Source organism: Labilithrix sp., from assembly GCA_019637155.1.
Classification (GTDB): Bacteria; Myxococcota_A; Polyangia; order Polyangiales; family Polyangiaceae; genus Labilithrix.
In genome coordinates, this window is sequence record JAHBWE010000010.1 from 202388 (window position 1) to 217191 (window position 14804).

Genomic DNA, 14804 nt, shown 5'->3' on the forward strand with positions numbered 1-14804 from the left:
GGGGAGTGGAGGCGAGCGAACGGCGCGCGATCACTCCTCCGGCTCGTCGGGGAGGAGGTGATCGGAGGCGCGGTCGGAGCCCTTCTTCGAGCGCGCGCCGTGCTCGTCACGGATCTGGCGTTCGAGCTTGTCGATCACCTTGTCGATCGTCGCGTACATGTCCTCGCTCTCCTCGTGCGCGTGGTAGTGCGCGCCGCCCGAGTGCAGATCGACTTCGGCCAAGTGGAGCGTCTTCTGACAGCTCAGCGTCACCTGTCCGTGCATGGGTTGCCGAAGGAACTTCTGGAGCTTCGCCACCTTCTCGTTCGCGTAGCCCTTCACCGCTTCGGACGCTTCCATCTGCCGGAAGGTGATGGAGATGTTCATTCGTGGGACCTCCTTGTTGGTCTCGATCGAGTGTATCGCTGACTACATGACGGCGCGCCGCGAAACTTCGGTCACGTCGTCGTCGAATTCGCGCGCGTTGAGGGGCGCGAGGAGCTTCGTCGCCGCGGCGACGGTGCTCGGGTCGTCGCGGCGCACCATCGCGGCGACCTGGGCCACGTAGTCGCGCAGGGACATGTGGGTCTGCTCCAGCGCCTTGCGCACGAGCGCGTCCGGCTCCGGCGTCGAGCTCTGCCCGGTGATGTGCAGCGCCGCGCCGTACGCGGCGTGCGCGGCGTGGAGCGCGTGGAGGAACGCGCCGCCGCCGAGGTCTTGAATGACGACGTCCCAGCGGTCGTAGGCGATGCGATCGAGCCGGTTCTGCGACTCGGTCCACTCGTCCTTGAAGTCGAGCGTGAGGAACTGGAGCCCCTTCGGGAAGAGCCCGTTGTACACCGAGCGGGCGTGGAGCACCCGCGAGTGCGCCTCCTCCGGCAGCTTCGTCCAGCCGAGGAGCCAGCTCTGCAGCGCGCCCCACGCGTCGTCGAGCTGGCGGTCGGCCGCGCGCGCCCGCGGGTCGGCCATCGAGCCCGACCGTTCGCGCGCGCGGATGCGCTGCTTCAGATCGTCGGTCGAGGCGATGAGGCGGGTCATCGCCTGGAGCGCGTCGGGCGACAGCCGTTCGCGGCGCGCGACGTTCTCGAGCTCCTCGACGAGCGAGAGCGTCCCTGCCTCCCCGAGAGGAGGCAGATGAATGAAGTCCTGCGCGGCGAAGGACCTCATGCCGCGACGCTCAGAACAGCTTCTTTCGCTTGCTGGAGGCGAGGATGCCGAGCATCTCGCGGTACTTCGCGACCGTGCGGCGGGCGATCTGGATGCCGTCCTGCTTCGCGAGGATCTCGACGATCGCCTGGTCGCTGAGCGGGTTCTGCTTGTCCTCGCCGTCGATGATCTTCTTGATCGCCTGCTTCACCGACTCGGACGCGATGTCCTCCTCCGCGACGCGGCGGATCGACGAGTTGAAGAAGTACTTCAGCTCGAAGAGGCCCTGCGGGGTGTGGACGTACTTGTTGGTCGTGACGCGCGAGATCGTCGACTCGTGCATGCCGACCGACTCGGCGACGTCGCGGAGGATCATCGGCTTGAGGTAGCTGACGCCCTTCTCGAAGAAGTCGCGCTGCTTCTCGACGATGCACTCGGTGACGCGGATGATCGTCTTCCGGCGCTGCTCGATCGCGCGGATGAGCCACTGCGCGTTGCGGAGCTTCTCGCCGATGAACTCCTTCGCGTTGGGGTCCTTGAGGAGCTGCTTCGTGAGGGCCTCGTTGATGTAGAGGCGCTGCACGCCGCGGTCGTTGTCGGAGACGATGAACTTCTCCGCCTCCTTCACGACGTAGACGTCGGGCGTGATCGCGATCTGCTTCTCGTCGGTCTCGCTGAAGTTGCGCGCGGGGCGCGACTCGAGCTTCTGGATCTCCTTGACCGACTCGTACACCTCTTCGACCGGCACCTTCAGGTCACGCGCGATCGCCTGGTAGTTGTGCTTTTCGAGGTTGTGGAGGTGCTTGTCGAGGATCTGGATGTCGAGGTCCTCGTGCCCGAACACCTCGGCCTGCACGAGCAGGCACTCGCGGAGGTCCCGCGCGCAGACGCCGACGGGATCGAACTCCTGCATCATGCGGAGCACCTCGGGCGCGTCCTCGGGATCGACGCCCGCTTCGTTCGCGAGCTCCTCGATCGTGAGGTCGGGGGTGCGCGTGCCGTCGGGGCGCTCCACGCCCTTCAAGTCGAGGAAGCCCTGATCGTCGAGGTTGCCGAGGACGAGCTCCGCGAAGCGCTTCTCCGCGTCGGTCATGTCGCTCATCTGGATCTGCCAGCGCAGGTGATCGACGAGCGACTCTCCCTTCGTGAGGTTCTGCTCGATCGGCGGCATCTCCTCGAACCCGCCGCGGTTGGCGGGGAGGGGCTGCTGGAGGGTGCGGTTCTCGAGGAACTGCTCCCAGTCGATCTCGTTCGTCTGCTTGTTGTCGGTCTTCTGCGCCTCGCCGGTCTCGTGGCGCTTGCGCTCGTCGAGCATGTCGATGCGGCGCTCGCCCTGCTCCATCGACGTGGTCTCGATGGTGGAGGCGCTGTTGTTCTCGGAGGTTCGCGCGCGGGGCTCGAAGTCCTCGTCGGCGAGGACGGGGTTCGCGTCGCATTCCTTGCGGATTTCTTCGATCAGCTCGAGCCGAGAGAGCTGGAGCAGGCGAATCGCCTGCTGCAGCTGCGGGGTCATGACGAGCTGCTGGCTGAGCTTTAGCTGTTGTTTGATTTCCATGCGCTTCTCGGGCGGATGTCCGCCAGAGAAAGTCTACACACCGAGCCAAGTCGCGAAAGCGAAAACTGTTCCAACGCCGGCCTGGTGTTGCGCGGGCTTTACAGAAACGCGCCGCGCACATCCAGGTGAGCGCTCAGGCGCTCTGGGCGATCGGCGCGGCGAGGAGCTCGAGGGAGTCGTCGTCCTGCGGCATCGCCGGCGGGAACTGGCTCTCGCTCGCCGCGATCTGGACGGCGCAGTCGAGGACGTAGCCGCGGCGGCGGCGGATGAGCAGGCCCTTGAGGCCCATGCGGCGGAGCGTGTGGACCGCCGTGTAGACGCGCATCGCGGCCGCCGTCGGCGTCGCGCGCTCGCCCGGCCAGCCCGCTTCGAACGCGGCGGTGACGGGGAGGACCGCGTTCGGCGTGCGCATCTTCAGCTCGCCGAGCGCGAGGAGGAGACGGCGCAACGGGATCCGCGTCTCGAGCACGACCATCGGCTGGCCGGGGAGCTTGAACCATTCGGCGCCTGCGGCGATGACGAGCTGGTCCTGAGTATCGAGAGCCTGGAGATCATCGTTGGCCGGCAGCATGAGAACCCTTCCCTTCGTGGTTGTGCCCAGACCAAGTGCAGCCAGCGTGCCGTTCTGAAAGTCGGGGGGGTGATCGAAATTGCAGTGGCCTTTCAGATGGAAATAGGCGGAAACGCGTGAGATCACCTCGCGCACACGCGGACACCAGGTGGTCTCGGATCATCCCGGAACTTTGTGATCCGCAAAGGAATTGGGGTGATCGACGAGGTCATGTGGAATCCGCGGACGGCGGCGGAATCGTGCGCGCCCAGCTCCCGAGATAACGCGACGCGACGAGCGGGTGGGAGCGGAAGCCCTGCGGGTCCGCCTCGACCGCGACCTCGCCGTCGAGGAGGAGCACCGCGCGCGTGCAGACGCGGAGCGCCTCCTCGACGTGATGGTCCGCGAGCAAGATGCAGACGCCGTCGTCCTCCGCGAGCCTCCGCAACATGTCGCCGAGGCGGCTCGCTTGCTGCGGATCGACGCCGGCGAACGGCTCGTCGCAGACGAGGACCTTCGGCGGACGCGTCAGCGCGCGCGCGAGCTCGAGGCGCCGCCGCTCGCCGCCCGAGAGCTCGCCGGCGCGGACCTCGAGGTGATCGGCGAGCTGGACGCGCGCCGCCATCGCCGTGATCTCGCCCGCCGCGGCCGGCTTGGCGTGGACGACGCGGTAGTACGAGGCGAGGTTGTCGCGGACGGAGAGGTCCCACAGCACGCTCGGCGCTTGCGGGACGTACGAGAGGCCGCGCCGCGCGCGCGCCCAGAGCGGGAGCTTCGTCACGTCGGCGCCGAAGAGCTCGACGCGACCGGAGGCGACGCTGCTCTCGCCGACGAGCGCGCGGAAGAGCGTCGACTTGCCGGCGCCGGACGGGCCGAGGACGCCGAGCACCTCGCCGCTCCGCGCGCTGAGGTCGACGCCGCGGAGGATGGTCTTCGTGCCGCGCGCGACCTTGACGGCGATCCCGGCGATGGCGTCCGTCACGTCGTTCGCGTCTCGCGTCAGGGCTTGGGGACGGGGATGGAGCCCTTGATCTGCGTCGCGGTCACCTTCGCGGTCGCGAGCTCGATCGTCGCCTTCTCGGCCTGGATCCAGCCCTGACCGCGCGAGAGCTTCACGCCGCCGCGCATCTCCAGCGTCTGCTTCACGAGGTCGAGCTCGACCTCCGGCGCTTCGCCGTGGACGCCGCGCACGTCGGCGACGACGCCGCCGGAGCCCTTCGCCCAGCGCACGTGCGGGGTCGCGTCGAACTTGAGATCGAAGCGCGGGCAGCGCACGGTGAGGTCGCCCTTCGAGAGCACGACCTTGCCCGCGAGCACCGCCGTCCCCGTCGCGACGTCGATCTCGAGGCTGTCCGCCTGCACGCTCACGTCGCCCTTGCCGACGTCGAGGAGCGGATCGGCGGTCACGCTCGGCGCGAACGTCGACGACATGCCGACGATCGAGGCAGCGAGGACGAAGCGGCGGAGCGCCATGCCCGTCGATCCTAGTCTCTTCGCCGCTCGGTTGCACGCTAACGTGCCGGCGTGACCTCTCGCCTCCTCGTCTCTCTCTTCGCGCTCGCCGTCGCGGGCTGCGCCGCCGCGGTGCGTCCGCCCGCGCCGACGTACGCCGCCGCCGCCGGCGCGCCGTCGTGCGCGCTCGTCGCGGAGCGCAGCGAGCCGTTCGTCGTCGACTGGCGCGTCGACAAGCGCGGCGATCTCGAGGCCGCGCTCGGAAAGGGGACCGTCGTCGTCGCGTACGACTGCGACAAGCTCCGCATCTTGAGCGACTGCTCGGCGGAGGGCTCGTACGCGTTCGCGGGGGTGACGGAGAAGGAGCAGCTCATTCGCCTCGTCGACGCCGACGAGATCCGCGCGAACCTCCCGCTCTCCGGCGGCGCGCTCTCGGGCACGCTGAAGGGCTCGCTCGAGCGCGGCGCGACCCTCGACGTCGCGCTCGCCCTCGTCGGGACGAAGACGAGCTCGCGCCTCGACGTCGCGCCGAGCGACCTGAAGGGCGACTGCGCGGGCGCGACCCACTTCGTGCGAAGCGCGACGCTCGGCGCCTTCGTCATGCGCACCGGCACGCGCGCGAAGACGGCGGCGGCGGCGGACCTCCTCGCCGGCGCCGCCTCGGCGTCGAGCGGCAGCGAGGAGCTCGTCGAGAACCGCGACGGCTCGGTGGAGGCGTGCCGCGCGGCGGACCCCACGAAGGACACGCCGCCGGCGCGCTGCGCGAGCCCGCTGCGGCTCCGGCTCCGCCCGATCAAGGCGGGCGCGGCGACGGTCGCGGAGGAGCCGCCGCAGTGCCCGCCCGGGCTCGTGCGGTTCGACGACGGCAAGTGTGGGAAGCGCAGCGCCGACGCGCCGTTCATCTGCGACCCGAGCAACGCGATCGAGTGCGAGCAGCAGTGCACGCGCGGCTCGCTCGTGAGCTGCGTGTACCTCGGCAAGTCCGTGCGCGAGACGGCGCCGGATCGAGCGGTGAAGCTGTACGAGCGCGCGTGCGACGGCGGTGTCGCGGAGGGATGCGGGCGGCTCGGCGCGATGAAGTCCGACCTCGGGCTCCTCGAGCGCTCGTGCCGCGACGGTTGGTTCCCGGCGTGCACCGCGGTCGGCGCGACGAAATTCAAGGCGGGCGACAAGGTCGACGTCGTCGCCGCGTTCAAGCGCGGCTGCGACGGCGGCAGCGCCGACGACTGCGAGAGCTACGGCGCCCTCTTCGTGATGAAGTTCCTCCCGCCGAACGACGCCGAGCAGCTCCGCGCGTTCCAGCGCGCGTGCGAAGGAGGCTCGAAGGTGGGCTGCGCGAACCTCGCGCAGATGTACGCGCAGGGGCGCGGCACGTCGACGGACGTCGCGCGCGCGGTCACGCTCCTCCGCTCGTCATGCGATCGCGGCGCGTCCGCCTCGTGCGCCGCGCTCTCGTCGCACTACCTCGCCGGCAACGGCGTCGAGCGCGATCCGGCGAAGGCGCTCGCGCTGATGGAGCGCGCGTGCGAAGGCGACGATCGCGGGAGCTGCCTCGTCCTCGGGATGATGTACCAGAACGGCACCGGCCGCCCCGCCGACGAGGCGAAGGCCCGCGCCGCGTTCGTCCGCGCGTGCGAGGGCGGCGTCGAGGAGGCGTGCGCGGCGGCGAAGCGCTAGGAGCGCGGCTCGAGCGCCTTCAGGAAGGCCTCGAGCTCCGCGACGCGGCCCTCGGCCTGGCCGCGGATCGGCGGCGCGGCGGCGAGGTCCATCAGGTGCTCCACCAGCGACGCGATCGCGCTGCGCGTGAGCGGGAGGAGCGCGTCGGCCTTGCCGTTCGTCGCCGCGAACGTGCGCACCGCGGCGTGGACGACGGGGAGGAGGTCGTCGGCGCGCGCGCCCTCCACCGGCGTGCTCGTCTGCCCCATCGCGATGCTCGCGAGGACCTTCGCGAGCGGCGGCGCGAGGCGGTCGCGCGCGCGATCGATGCGGTAGCGGATGAGGGTCGGATCGTTCGCCGCTTGCTCGCGATCACGGCCGGTGACGACGACGTCGAGGTCGTGCTTCCACTCCGCGGCCGGGGCGGTGAGCGCGCCGGCGACGACCTGCGCCGCCTGATCCGCCTCGCGCTCGAGCGACGCGGCGCGGAGGGCGAGCTCCTGCGCGCGCGCGCGGGCGGCGTCGATCTTGGCGCGCTCGTCGCTCGCGTGCTCGCGCGCGCGCTCGAGCATGAGCGTGACGACGCGCGCGGCGCGGCGGCGGAGGCCGCGCTCCTTGAGCTCGACGCTGCGGCCGACGAGCTGCTCGTCGAGGAGCTTCTGCACGTTCTCCCAGTTCGACTTCGCGAGCGCATCTTCGTCGCCGAGCTTGCCCGAGAGCGCGAGGCGCGCGGAGAGCGCGAGCGGCGGCGCCCACGAGGTGAGCCCCGTCTCCGCGAGCGACTCGTGCACGTTCGCCATCACGGTGTCGAGGTCGGCGGGCTTGAGGCGGTCGGCCTTGTTGACGAGGAGCTGCACCGGCAGCGCGGTGACGCGCGCCTCGTCGAGGATGCGGAGCTCCGTCTGCTTGAGCGGCTGGCCCGCGTCGAGGAGCCAGATCGCGGCGTCGGCCTCCTCGAACGCGGAGCGCGCCGCGACGGTGTGGCGGAGGTCGGGGGCGTTGAAACCGGGAGTATCGAGGATCTCGACGCGCGTGAGCGACGCGATCGGCTGGAGGATCTCGACGCGCTTCACGTGCTCCTCGCCCGCGCTCTTCAGCGCCGCGCGGAGCTCGCTCGAGGGGACGATGCGCTCCTTCACCTCGCCCGGCGCGTCGTCGTGGAGCTGGATGCGGGCGAAGGGATCGGGCGCGTAGCGGAGGTGATGGAGCGTCGCGGTGGTGGGGAGCACGCCGGTCGGCGCGACGTCGGCGCCGATGACGGCGTTGATGAAGGTGCTCTTGCCGGCGTTGAACTCGCCGACGATCGCGACGCGCACGGGGCGCGATCGTTCCATCGCGAGCTCCGCCACCTTCGCCGTCGCGTCGAGGGCGTGGAGGCCGCGCGCGTGGAGGTCGAGGCGGGTGAGGACCTTGGTCCAGTCGCTCGGCGCGCCCGACGGCGGCACCCACGTCGCGAGCGCCTCCGCCCGCGCGGCGTCGGCCCACGCCCGCGCGCGCGGCGACGACACGCCGCCGAGCTCGTCGAGGATCGCGGAGGCCTCGCCCGCGTCGCGGAGCCGCGCGGGGGAGGGGAGGAGGCGCGCCTCTTCGATCGCGGCGTCCTTCGTGTCGCTCTTCTCCTGCGAAGAGAGGAGCCCGAGCGCGACCGCGAGCGCGGCGTGATCGCGGTCCTCGAGCGCCGCGTCGAGGAGCGGGCGCGCCGCGCTCACGTCGCCGCTGCGGACCGCGGCGACGAGCGCGGTGCGGGCTTCGTCGCGCCGCCCCTCCGCGCGCGCGAACGCCGCGCGCCACCGCGCGCCCTCGCTCTCTCCTCTGCCCGCGACGACCGTGCGGATCCGCGCGCGCGTCGCCTCGTCGGTCGGGATCCACGCGAGGGCGGAGGCGAGGGCCTCGCTCGCGCCGCGGGCCTCGAGCACCATCGCGCGGACGAGGAGCGGGAACGCGGCGGCGTCGCCGGTGGCGGCGAGGACGCGCCCCTGCACGAGCGCCGCGCGCGCGTCGGTCGGGTCGGCCTCGAGCGCGGCGAGCACGGTCTTCGCGCCCTCGAGGTCGTCCTGGAGGAGCCGCGCCTCCGCGCGCCGGAGCTGCACGTCGGCGTCCTTCGTGATGCCGAGCCGCTCGAGCCACAGCTCCGCGCGATCGCCGTCGCCGTTCGCGAGGTCGCGATCGGCGAGCCAGAGCAGCGCCTCGCGCCGCGCGTCGCTCCCGGCCTCGGCCACCGCGAGCGCGCGGAGGAACGCGTCGCGCGCCTCGTCGATCGGCGCGCCGACGCGCTCGCGGGCGCGCCCGAGGCGCACCCAGACCTCGGCGCGCGAGCCGACGCGCGAGGCGAGCTCCTCGAGCGTGAGGGCGAGCTCCGCGTCGAGCTTCGCTGCTTCGCACGCGTCGGCGAGGAGCGCGAGGCCGAGCGGCGAGTGCGGCACGCGCTGGAGCATCGCCTTCGCCGAGCGGCGCGCGGCCATCGCGTCGCCGCGCGCGAGCGCCTCTTCCCCGTCACGGAGGTAGCCCTCGACGCCGGCGAGCACGACCTCGACGCGCCCGAACCATCCCGCGATCGTCTCCGCGAGCCGTGACATGACGCATGTTTATCACGCGCTCCGAAACCATTGGACACGTTGAGCGTCACGCGTCCTCCCGCTCGAGCAGGCCGCGGAGGAGCTCCGGCTCGACGCGGAGGACCAGGACCTTCTCCCGATCGACGACGACGAAGCCCGGCGGCGAGCCCTTCGGCTTCCGGAGGTAGCGGCGATCGGTGTATTGTACATCGACCACGTCCTCGCTCCGCGCGTCGGAGAAATGCGCGGCGAGGTGGGCCGCGTCGACGAGGTCCTCCGCCGGGCAGGTCTGGCCCTTGTCGAGGGGGACGATGACGTGGGCGCCGGTCTTGTCCTTCGCGTGGAGCCAGAGATCGTGCGGGCGCGCGACGTGGAGCGTGAGGGCGTCGTTATCGGCCGCGCCCTTCCCCGCGAAGAGCCTCCGCCCGCTCCGCGCGAAGAAGGTGCGGAACGGTACGCGTGTCTTCGCGGAGGGGTCCTTGCGCTTCGCGTGCGTAAGGGCGCCCGGCAGCGTCACGTCGCGCGGGGCCGCGCGCTTCGCGGCGTGGAGCGCCTCGTCGATCGCGGGGAGCTCGGACGCCGACGCCACGCGCGCGCGCGCCTCGTCGATCGCGCCGAGCTGCGCTTCGGTCTGGGCGAGGCGCTCCTCCGCGATGCGCGCGCCGAGGCGGAGGCGCTTCGATCGCTTGAACATCGCCGCGACCTGGTCCTTCGCGCTCTTGCTCGGATCGAGCGGCACCTCGAGCGGGACCGCCTCGCCGCTCGACCAGTCGGTGACGACGAGCTTCGTCGCGCCGCGCGGGGCGCGCGCCGCCTCCGCGACGAGCCACTGCGCCTGCGCGGCGATGCGGTCGGCCTGGCCGATCTTGTCGAGGTCGCCGCGCACCGCCTCGCGCCGCCGCGCGATCTTCTGCGCGGCGCGGTCGAGGAGGCGCGTCACCTCGGCGCGGCGGAGATCGAGCGCGGCCGCGGTGACGGCGGCGGCGATCGCCTCGCCGCGTTCCTCGAGCGCGCCACGGTCGAGCGCCTCGAACGGGACCGCGCCTTCGCCCGGGCCGCCGTCGGTCACGACGACGCGGCCGCCTTGGACGCGGAGGACGCGCGCGTCGCCGCGCTGATCGACGAAGACCTCCGCCGGTCCGAGCGCGACCACGTGCGCGCCCTCGAGCGCGTCCTCCCGCGCGCGCTGGCGCTCCGCGCCGGCGGGGAGCTTGCCGCCCCACAGCGTGCGCCGGACCTCGGGATCGAGGAGGCCCGCGCCGCCGGCCGCGACCACGACGAGCGAGGTCCGGCCCGGGACGCGCACCTTCAGGACCACGACGCGCTCGGAGCAGGCGGCTTCTTGGACGAGCGCGGGCATGGGCCGGGTGGATCATACGCGCGCCATGGCGGACCGGGTTTCTTCGGGCGTACGCTCGGATCGTTGAAGGCGCGTCACTCCTTTCCGCCCGGGCACACGAGCGCCGCGCGCCTCAAGGCGCTGCTCGCGTGCCTCGAGTCGGAGAAGGGCGCCGCCGCCGCGGAGGCGTGGCTCGGGAAGCTGCGGCTCGCGCGGAACGACCTCGAGGACGAGACGCGGAACCTCCCGCTCGTCGCGCTCCGCAGCGCGCTCGACGCGTTCGTCGAGCGCGTGCCCGACGGGATCGAGAAGAGCGCGACGTTCCTCGCCGCGCGCGACAACCTCGGCGGCTGGGCGCGCATGCTGCGCGGCATCCGCGCGCCGGAGGAGGCGTTCGCGCGCATGGACGCGGGCGAGAGCGAGCACGGGCGCACGACGCGCTGGGAGACGCTCGAGTCGCGCCCGGGCTACTGGAAGGGACGCGTGCATCTTACACACGATCCCGCGCTCGAGGAGGACGGGCTCCTCGCCCAGGCGCGCGCGGTCGAGCTCTCGGTCGTGCCGACGCTCTTCGGCTACCCGCGCGGGGAGGTGAGGACGCTCGAGAAGAGCGACGAGAAGCAGGACTTCGAGGTGTCGTGGCGCGTCCCGTCCCCGAAGCGCGGCGCGATCATGGGCCTCGTCGGCGGCGGCGTCGCGGGCGCGGCCGTCTACGGCGTCAACCCCGCGCCGGCGTCCCTCGGCGCGCTCGCGCTCGCGCCGCTCGTCTCCGCCGGCGTCCTCGCGTTCCTCCAGTCGAAGGAGGCGCGCCGGATCGAGTCGGCCGCGCAGACGATCCGCGTGAGCGCGCTCGAGCGCAGCCTCGCGCTGCGCGAGAAGGCGTCGCGCGGCGGGAGCGGCGACCTCGAGGGCACCGTCATCGCGGGGCAGTTCCGCATCGGCGCGCGGATGGGCTCCGGCGCGAGCGGCGTCATCTACGAGGCGACGCGCCTCGCCGACGGCATGCCGGTCGCGATCAAGCTCCTCCGCGCCGCGACCGCGCACGACGTCACCGCGTCGGATCGCCTGCGGCGCGAGTCGGAGGCGCTCGGCCTCTCTTGGCACCCGAACGTCGTCGAGGTGATCGATCACGGTCACCTCGCGGACGGCACCTCGTACCTCGTGATGGAGCTGCTCCGCGGCGAGATGCTCGCGACGCGCCTCAAATACCGCGTCCGCCTCACGCCGAAGGAGCTCCTGCCGATCGCGAAGCAGGTCTGCGAGGCGCTCGTCGCGATCCACGCCGCCGGCGTCGTGCACCGCGACCTCAAGCCGTCGAACATCTACCTCGTGCCCGATCCGGAGGAGGGGCCCGACGCCGAGCGGGTGAAGGTCTTCGACTTCGGGATCGCGCGCGTCGAGTGGGAGGAGATGCGGATCACGAACATCGGCGCGCCGCTCGGGACGCCGGGGTACATGTCGCCGGAGCAGGAGACGGGCGGAGAGATCGACGCGCGGAGCGATCTCTACGCCGCGGGCGCGGTGTTCTACGAGTGCCTCGTCGGCGAGCCGCCGCCGATCGACGCGAGCGACATGTGGACGCCGGGTACGCGCCCGCCGTCGTCGTTCGCGATCCGCCTCGCGGAGGAGGCGGCGATCCGCGCGGACTCGGGCGTGCAGCGCGCCTCGAGCCGCATGCCCTCGGCCGCGCCCGCCGCCGCCGCGGTCCCGGTCGACGCGCCGCCGGAGTGGCGCACGATCATCGAGCGCGCGCTGGCGAAGCGGGCGAACGATCGCTTCCAGGACGCGCGATCGCTCCTCGCTGCGATCAAGGCGCTCGACCCGACGTCGATCCGCCCCGCATCTGATAGATCTGGGACGTGACGTCGCTTCGCTATCTCGGGCTCGCTTCTCTCCTCCTCCTCGCCGGCTGCCGCGAATCGGCGCAGGCCTCCACCACGCCGCAGCAACAGCAGCAGCCGCCGGGCTACTACTACCCGCCGCAGCAGCAGCCGTACCCGTCGCAGCAGCCGCCGGGGCAGCAGCCGCCTCCCGGCGTGCAGCCGCAGGTCCCGGCGCAGCAGCGCCCGCTCCTCGCGCCGCTCATCGGGCAGGCCGCGCAGGAGCAAGAGGTGAGGATGATCCTCTCGGAGCTCATCAACGCGCTCCCGGCGCAGAGCCGTCCGCTCGTGGCGAACATCCCGCTCAACGTCGATCCGACGCCGGAGGTGAACGCCTTCGCGGGCTGCGACGACAAGGGCAACCCCTACATGGCGGCGACCGCCGGCATCCTCGAGGCGGTCGACGCGATCTCGCAGACGAAGGCGACCGACGAGCTGTTCGGCACGCAGACGTACGAGGCTTACTGCGCGCAGGTGCTGCCGCAGCTGGTGCAGAGCCAGCAGGCGCGCGCGGGCCTCCCCGCCGGGATCATCCCGCAGCAGTACGGCGGCGATCCGCGGCGGTGGTCGCGCGCGCGGGAGATCTTCCAGGACGTGATCGCGTTCACGTTCGGGCACGAGCTCGCGCATCACTACCTCGGGCACACCGGCTGCGCGAAGGGCCAGGCCCTCGGCGGCGCGCCGGACCTCTCGCGCGCGGGGCGGCTCCTCTCGAACATCGTGCCGGTGTTCAACCAGTTCCAGGAGAGCGCGTCCGACTCGTCGGGCGTCTACAACGTGCTCGACGCGGGCCGCGCGCGCCGCCCGCAGTACGAGTGGTCGGAGTACGGCGGGGTCACGCTCCTCGACTACTTCGCGCGCCTCGAGCGCGCCGCCGGCGGCGGCGGCCCGCTCAGCGTGCTGTCCCCGATCGCGCTCCTGAAGAGCCACCCGAACCCGCTCCTCCGCATCCCGATCGTCCAGCAATACGCGCGCACATGGCGAAGCACGCACCCTGGCTGACGGCCGCTTCCGACTGCTTCTAGCGGCTACGACACGACCGGCAGGGCGCGCTTCGTCAGGACCTCGTTGTGGCTGCCCGTGCGGTAGCCGGCGAGGTCGAGGGTGACGTAGGCGAAGCCGAGCTTCTTGCCCGCGGCGACGATCGCGTCGCGCGCGTCGAAGGCCTTCAGCATCTCGTCGCGCCCGATCTCGATGCGCGCGATCGCGGCCTCCTTCACCGCGACGACGCTCTCGCTCTGCGAGGCGTGCCAGCGCACGCGCGCCTGGCGGATGCCGAGCGCGTGGAGCTCGGCCTCGAGATCGCCGATCTGCTTCAGGCGCTCGCGCGTCACGCGCGTGCCGTAGGGGAGGCGGCTCGAGAGGCACGCGGCGGCGGGTTTGTCCCAGACGCCGAGGCCGATCGCCTGCGAGAGCGCGCGGACGTCGCTCTTCGAGAGGCCCGCCTCGACGAGCGGGCTCCGCGCGCCGGCCTCCTTCGCCGCGTCGAGGCCGGGGCGGTAGTCGCCGAGGTCGTCGAGGTTCGTGCCGTTGAGCACGTGCGCGAGGCCCCACTCGGCGTTCTTCTTCGCGCTGACGCGATAGAGCTCGCTCTTGCAGTGGAAGCAGCGGTCGACGTCGTTCTTCGCGTACGACTCGTCCTCGATCTCGTGCGACTCGACGAGCTCGTGCCGCGCGCCGATCGTCCGCGCGACGCGCACGGCGTCCTCGAGCTCGAACGGCGCGAGGCTCGGGCTCACCGCGGTCATCCCGACGCACTTGTCGCCGAGGACCTTGTGCGCGACGGCGAGGACGAACGCGCTGTCGACCCCGCCCGAGTAGCAGACGAGCGCCGAGCCCATGCCCTCCACGATCGCGACGAGGCGGTCGAGGCGGGGGTCCTTGGGAAGCACGTAACTATCGAGCACGATTGGTCTTTACCACGGACCTTGCGCGGCTGCCGGATACTGATTATATGTTCAGTATGTCGGCGTTACCGCTGGTCGAACTGAATGCTACCACGCTCGCTCGGCTCGGCATCGTCCACGGGACGGGCTCGATGCTGCCGTCGCGCGCGGTCCTCTCGCTCGACTGGCCCGAGCTCGCGCGAGCGCTGCCGGATCGCGGCCTCCCGCGCGGCGTCGTCGAGCTCGCGTCGGTGCCTCGCATCGCGTCGTCCGTCCGCCAGCAGGACTTCGACGCGATGCGCGGCGGCGCGACCACGATCGCGCTCGCGGCGGTGCGCGCGGCGCAGGCGGCGGACGAGCGCGCGTGGTGCGCGTGGATCACGCCGCAGACGAGCGCCGGCGCCTCGAAGGCCCGTGTCGCGCGGGCGCCCTCGCTCTATGCGCCTGCGTTCGTCCAGGCTGGGGTCGATCTCGATCGTCTCCTCGTCGTGCGTCCGCCCGTGGGCGCGCTCTCGCGCACGGTCGTGAAGACGGCGTCGTCCGGCGCGTTCGGCCTCGTCGTGGTGGACGTGCCGCGCAACGCGCTGAGTGAAGGACCCATCGTCACGCGCAAGCTCGCGCTCGCGGCCGAGGAGTACGGGACCACCTCGCTCTTGCTGACGAGCGCCGTCGCCGCGCGTCCGGTGCCGTGGCCCGTCGCGATGCGCCTCGAGGTGGAGCGCCGGCCCGACGCGATCGCGGTGCGCGTCGCCAAGGATCGCCGCGGCGTCGCGTCGTCCCATCACGTCGTGCGGCTGGCGAGCTGA

At 72.0% G+C, this 14804-nt stretch carries 13 protein-coding genes; 4 read left to right on the plus strand and 9 right to left on the minus strand.

All coding sequences use genetic code 11. From position 1 onward, the window contains the following. Positions 1-30: 30 nt before the first annotated feature. The 6 genes from raiA to KF837_22340 all read right to left on the minus strand — a co-directional run bounded on the left by raiA (position 31) and on the right by KF837_22340 (position 4703). Positions 31-366, minus strand: coding sequence for a ribosome-associated translation inhibitor RaiA (gene raiA, locus KF837_22315; GenBank protein MBX3230073.1), 336 nt, complete (start codon positions 364-366; stop codon positions 31-33). Positions 367-408: 42 nt separating this feature from the next. Further along, on the minus strand, positions 409-1146 hold the full coding sequence (locus tag KF837_22320; protein MBX3230074.1) for a hypothetical protein: 738 nt from the start codon (positions 1144-1146) through the stop codon (positions 409-411). Between the two features lie 10 nt (positions 1147-1156). Next, positions 1157-2680, minus strand: coding sequence for an RNA polymerase factor sigma-54 (rpoN, locus tag KF837_22325; protein MBX3230075.1), 1524 nt, complete (start codon positions 2678-2680; stop codon positions 1157-1159). 133 nt (positions 2681-2813) lie between these two features. Next, a complete protein-coding gene (locus tag KF837_22330) occupies positions 2814-3251 on the minus strand; it encodes a hypothetical protein (GenBank protein ID MBX3230076.1) in 438 nt (145 codons plus the stop codon). A 208-nt stretch (positions 3252-3459) separates the two neighbouring features. Further along, entirely contained in the window at positions 3460-4212 is a 753-nt protein-coding gene (locus KF837_22335; protein ID MBX3230077.1) for an ABC transporter ATP-binding protein, read from the minus strand. Between the two features lie 17 nt (positions 4213-4229). Next, positions 4230-4703 carry a hypothetical protein gene (locus KF837_22340; GenBank protein ID MBX3230078.1) on the minus strand — a complete coding sequence of 158 codons (474 nt, stop codon included), beginning with the start codon at positions 4701-4703 and terminating at the stop codon, positions 4230-4232. A 51-nt stretch (positions 4704-4754) separates the two neighbouring features. Between KF837_22340 and KF837_22345 the strand changes: the two genes are divergently transcribed. Further along, positions 4755-6359, plus strand: a complete 1605-nt coding sequence (locus tag KF837_22345) for a sel1 repeat family protein (GenBank protein ID MBX3230079.1) — start codon at positions 4755-4757, stop codon at positions 6357-6359. Here KF837_22345 and KF837_22350 read toward each other — a convergent pair. Together KF837_22350 and KF837_22355 are read right to left on the minus strand one after the other, a co-directional pair. Next, a complete protein-coding gene (locus KF837_22350; GenBank protein MBX3230080.1) occupies positions 6356-8914 on the minus strand; it encodes a dynamin family protein in 2559 nt (852 codons plus the stop codon). The genes KF837_22345 and KF837_22350 overlap by 4 nt on opposite strands. Before the next feature lie 46 nt (positions 8915-8960). Further along, complete coding sequence (locus KF837_22355; protein MBX3230081.1) at positions 8961-10253, minus strand: DUF814 domain-containing protein; 1293 nt, start codon at positions 10251-10253, stop codon at positions 8961-8963. Between the two features lie 63 nt (positions 10254-10316). Here KF837_22355 and KF837_22360 point away from each other — a divergent pair, with 63 nt between their 5' ends. Both KF837_22360 and KF837_22365 read left to right on the plus strand, forming a co-directional pair. After that, a complete protein-coding gene (locus KF837_22360; protein MBX3230082.1) occupies positions 10317-12095 on the plus strand; it encodes a serine/threonine protein kinase in 1779 nt (592 codons plus the stop codon). After that, the gene (locus KF837_22365; protein MBX3230083.1) at positions 12092-13114 is read left to right on the plus strand and encodes a hypothetical protein; all 1023 of its coding nucleotides are present in this window, start codon (positions 12092-12094) and stop codon (positions 13112-13114) included. The genes KF837_22360 and KF837_22365 overlap by 4 nt, the downstream gene beginning before the upstream one ends. Before the next feature lie 26 nt (positions 13115-13140). Here KF837_22365 and larE read toward each other — a convergent pair whose 3' ends face one another. Next, positions 13141-13953: an ATP-dependent sacrificial sulfur transferase LarE gene (gene larE, locus KF837_22370; GenBank protein ID MBX3230084.1), complete on the minus strand. Its 813-nt coding sequence runs from the start codon at positions 13951-13953 to the stop codon at positions 13141-13143. Positions 13954-14150: 197 nt separating this feature from the next. Between larE and KF837_22375 the strand changes: the two genes are divergently transcribed. Beyond that, positions 14151-14804 carry a hypothetical protein gene (locus KF837_22375; GenBank protein ID MBX3230085.1) on the plus strand — a complete coding sequence of 218 codons (654 nt, stop codon included), beginning with the start codon at positions 14151-14153 and terminating at the stop codon, positions 14802-14804.

Bases quoted from the DNA above. Each gene is read 5' to 3' on its own strand.
- raiA (MBX3230073.1), bottom strand. From the start codon at position 366: ATGAACATCTCCATCACCTTCCGGCAGATGGAAGCGTCCGAAGCGGTG.
- KF837_22320 (MBX3230074.1), bottom strand. From the start codon at position 1,146: ATGAGGTCCTTCGCCGCGCAGGACTTCATTCATCTGCCTCCTCTCGGG.
- rpoN (MBX3230075.1), bottom strand. From the start codon at position 2,680: ATGGAAATCAAACAACAGCTAAAGCTCAGCCAGCAGCTCGTCATGACC.
- KF837_22330 (MBX3230076.1), bottom strand. From the start codon at position 3,251: ATGCTGCCGGCCAACGATGATCTCCAGGCTCTCGATACTCAGGACCAG.
- KF837_22340 (MBX3230078.1), bottom strand. From the start codon at position 4,703: ATGGCGCTCCGCCGCTTCGTCCTCGCTGCCTCGATCGTCGGCATGTCG.
- KF837_22350 (MBX3230080.1), bottom strand. From the start codon at position 8,914: ATGTCACGGCTCGCGGAGACGATCGCGGGATGGTTCGGGCGCGTCGAG.
- KF837_22355 (MBX3230081.1), bottom strand. From the start codon at position 10,253: ATGCCCGCGCTCGTCCAAGAAGCCGCCTGCTCCGAGCGCGTCGTGGTC.
- larE (MBX3230084.1), bottom strand. From the start codon at position 13,953: ATGGGCTCGGCGCTCGTCTGCTACTCGGGCGGGGTCGACAGCGCGTTC.
- KF837_22375 (MBX3230085.1), top strand. From the start codon at position 14,151: ATGCTGCCGTCGCGCGCGGTCCTCTCGCTCGACTGGCCCGAGCTCGCG.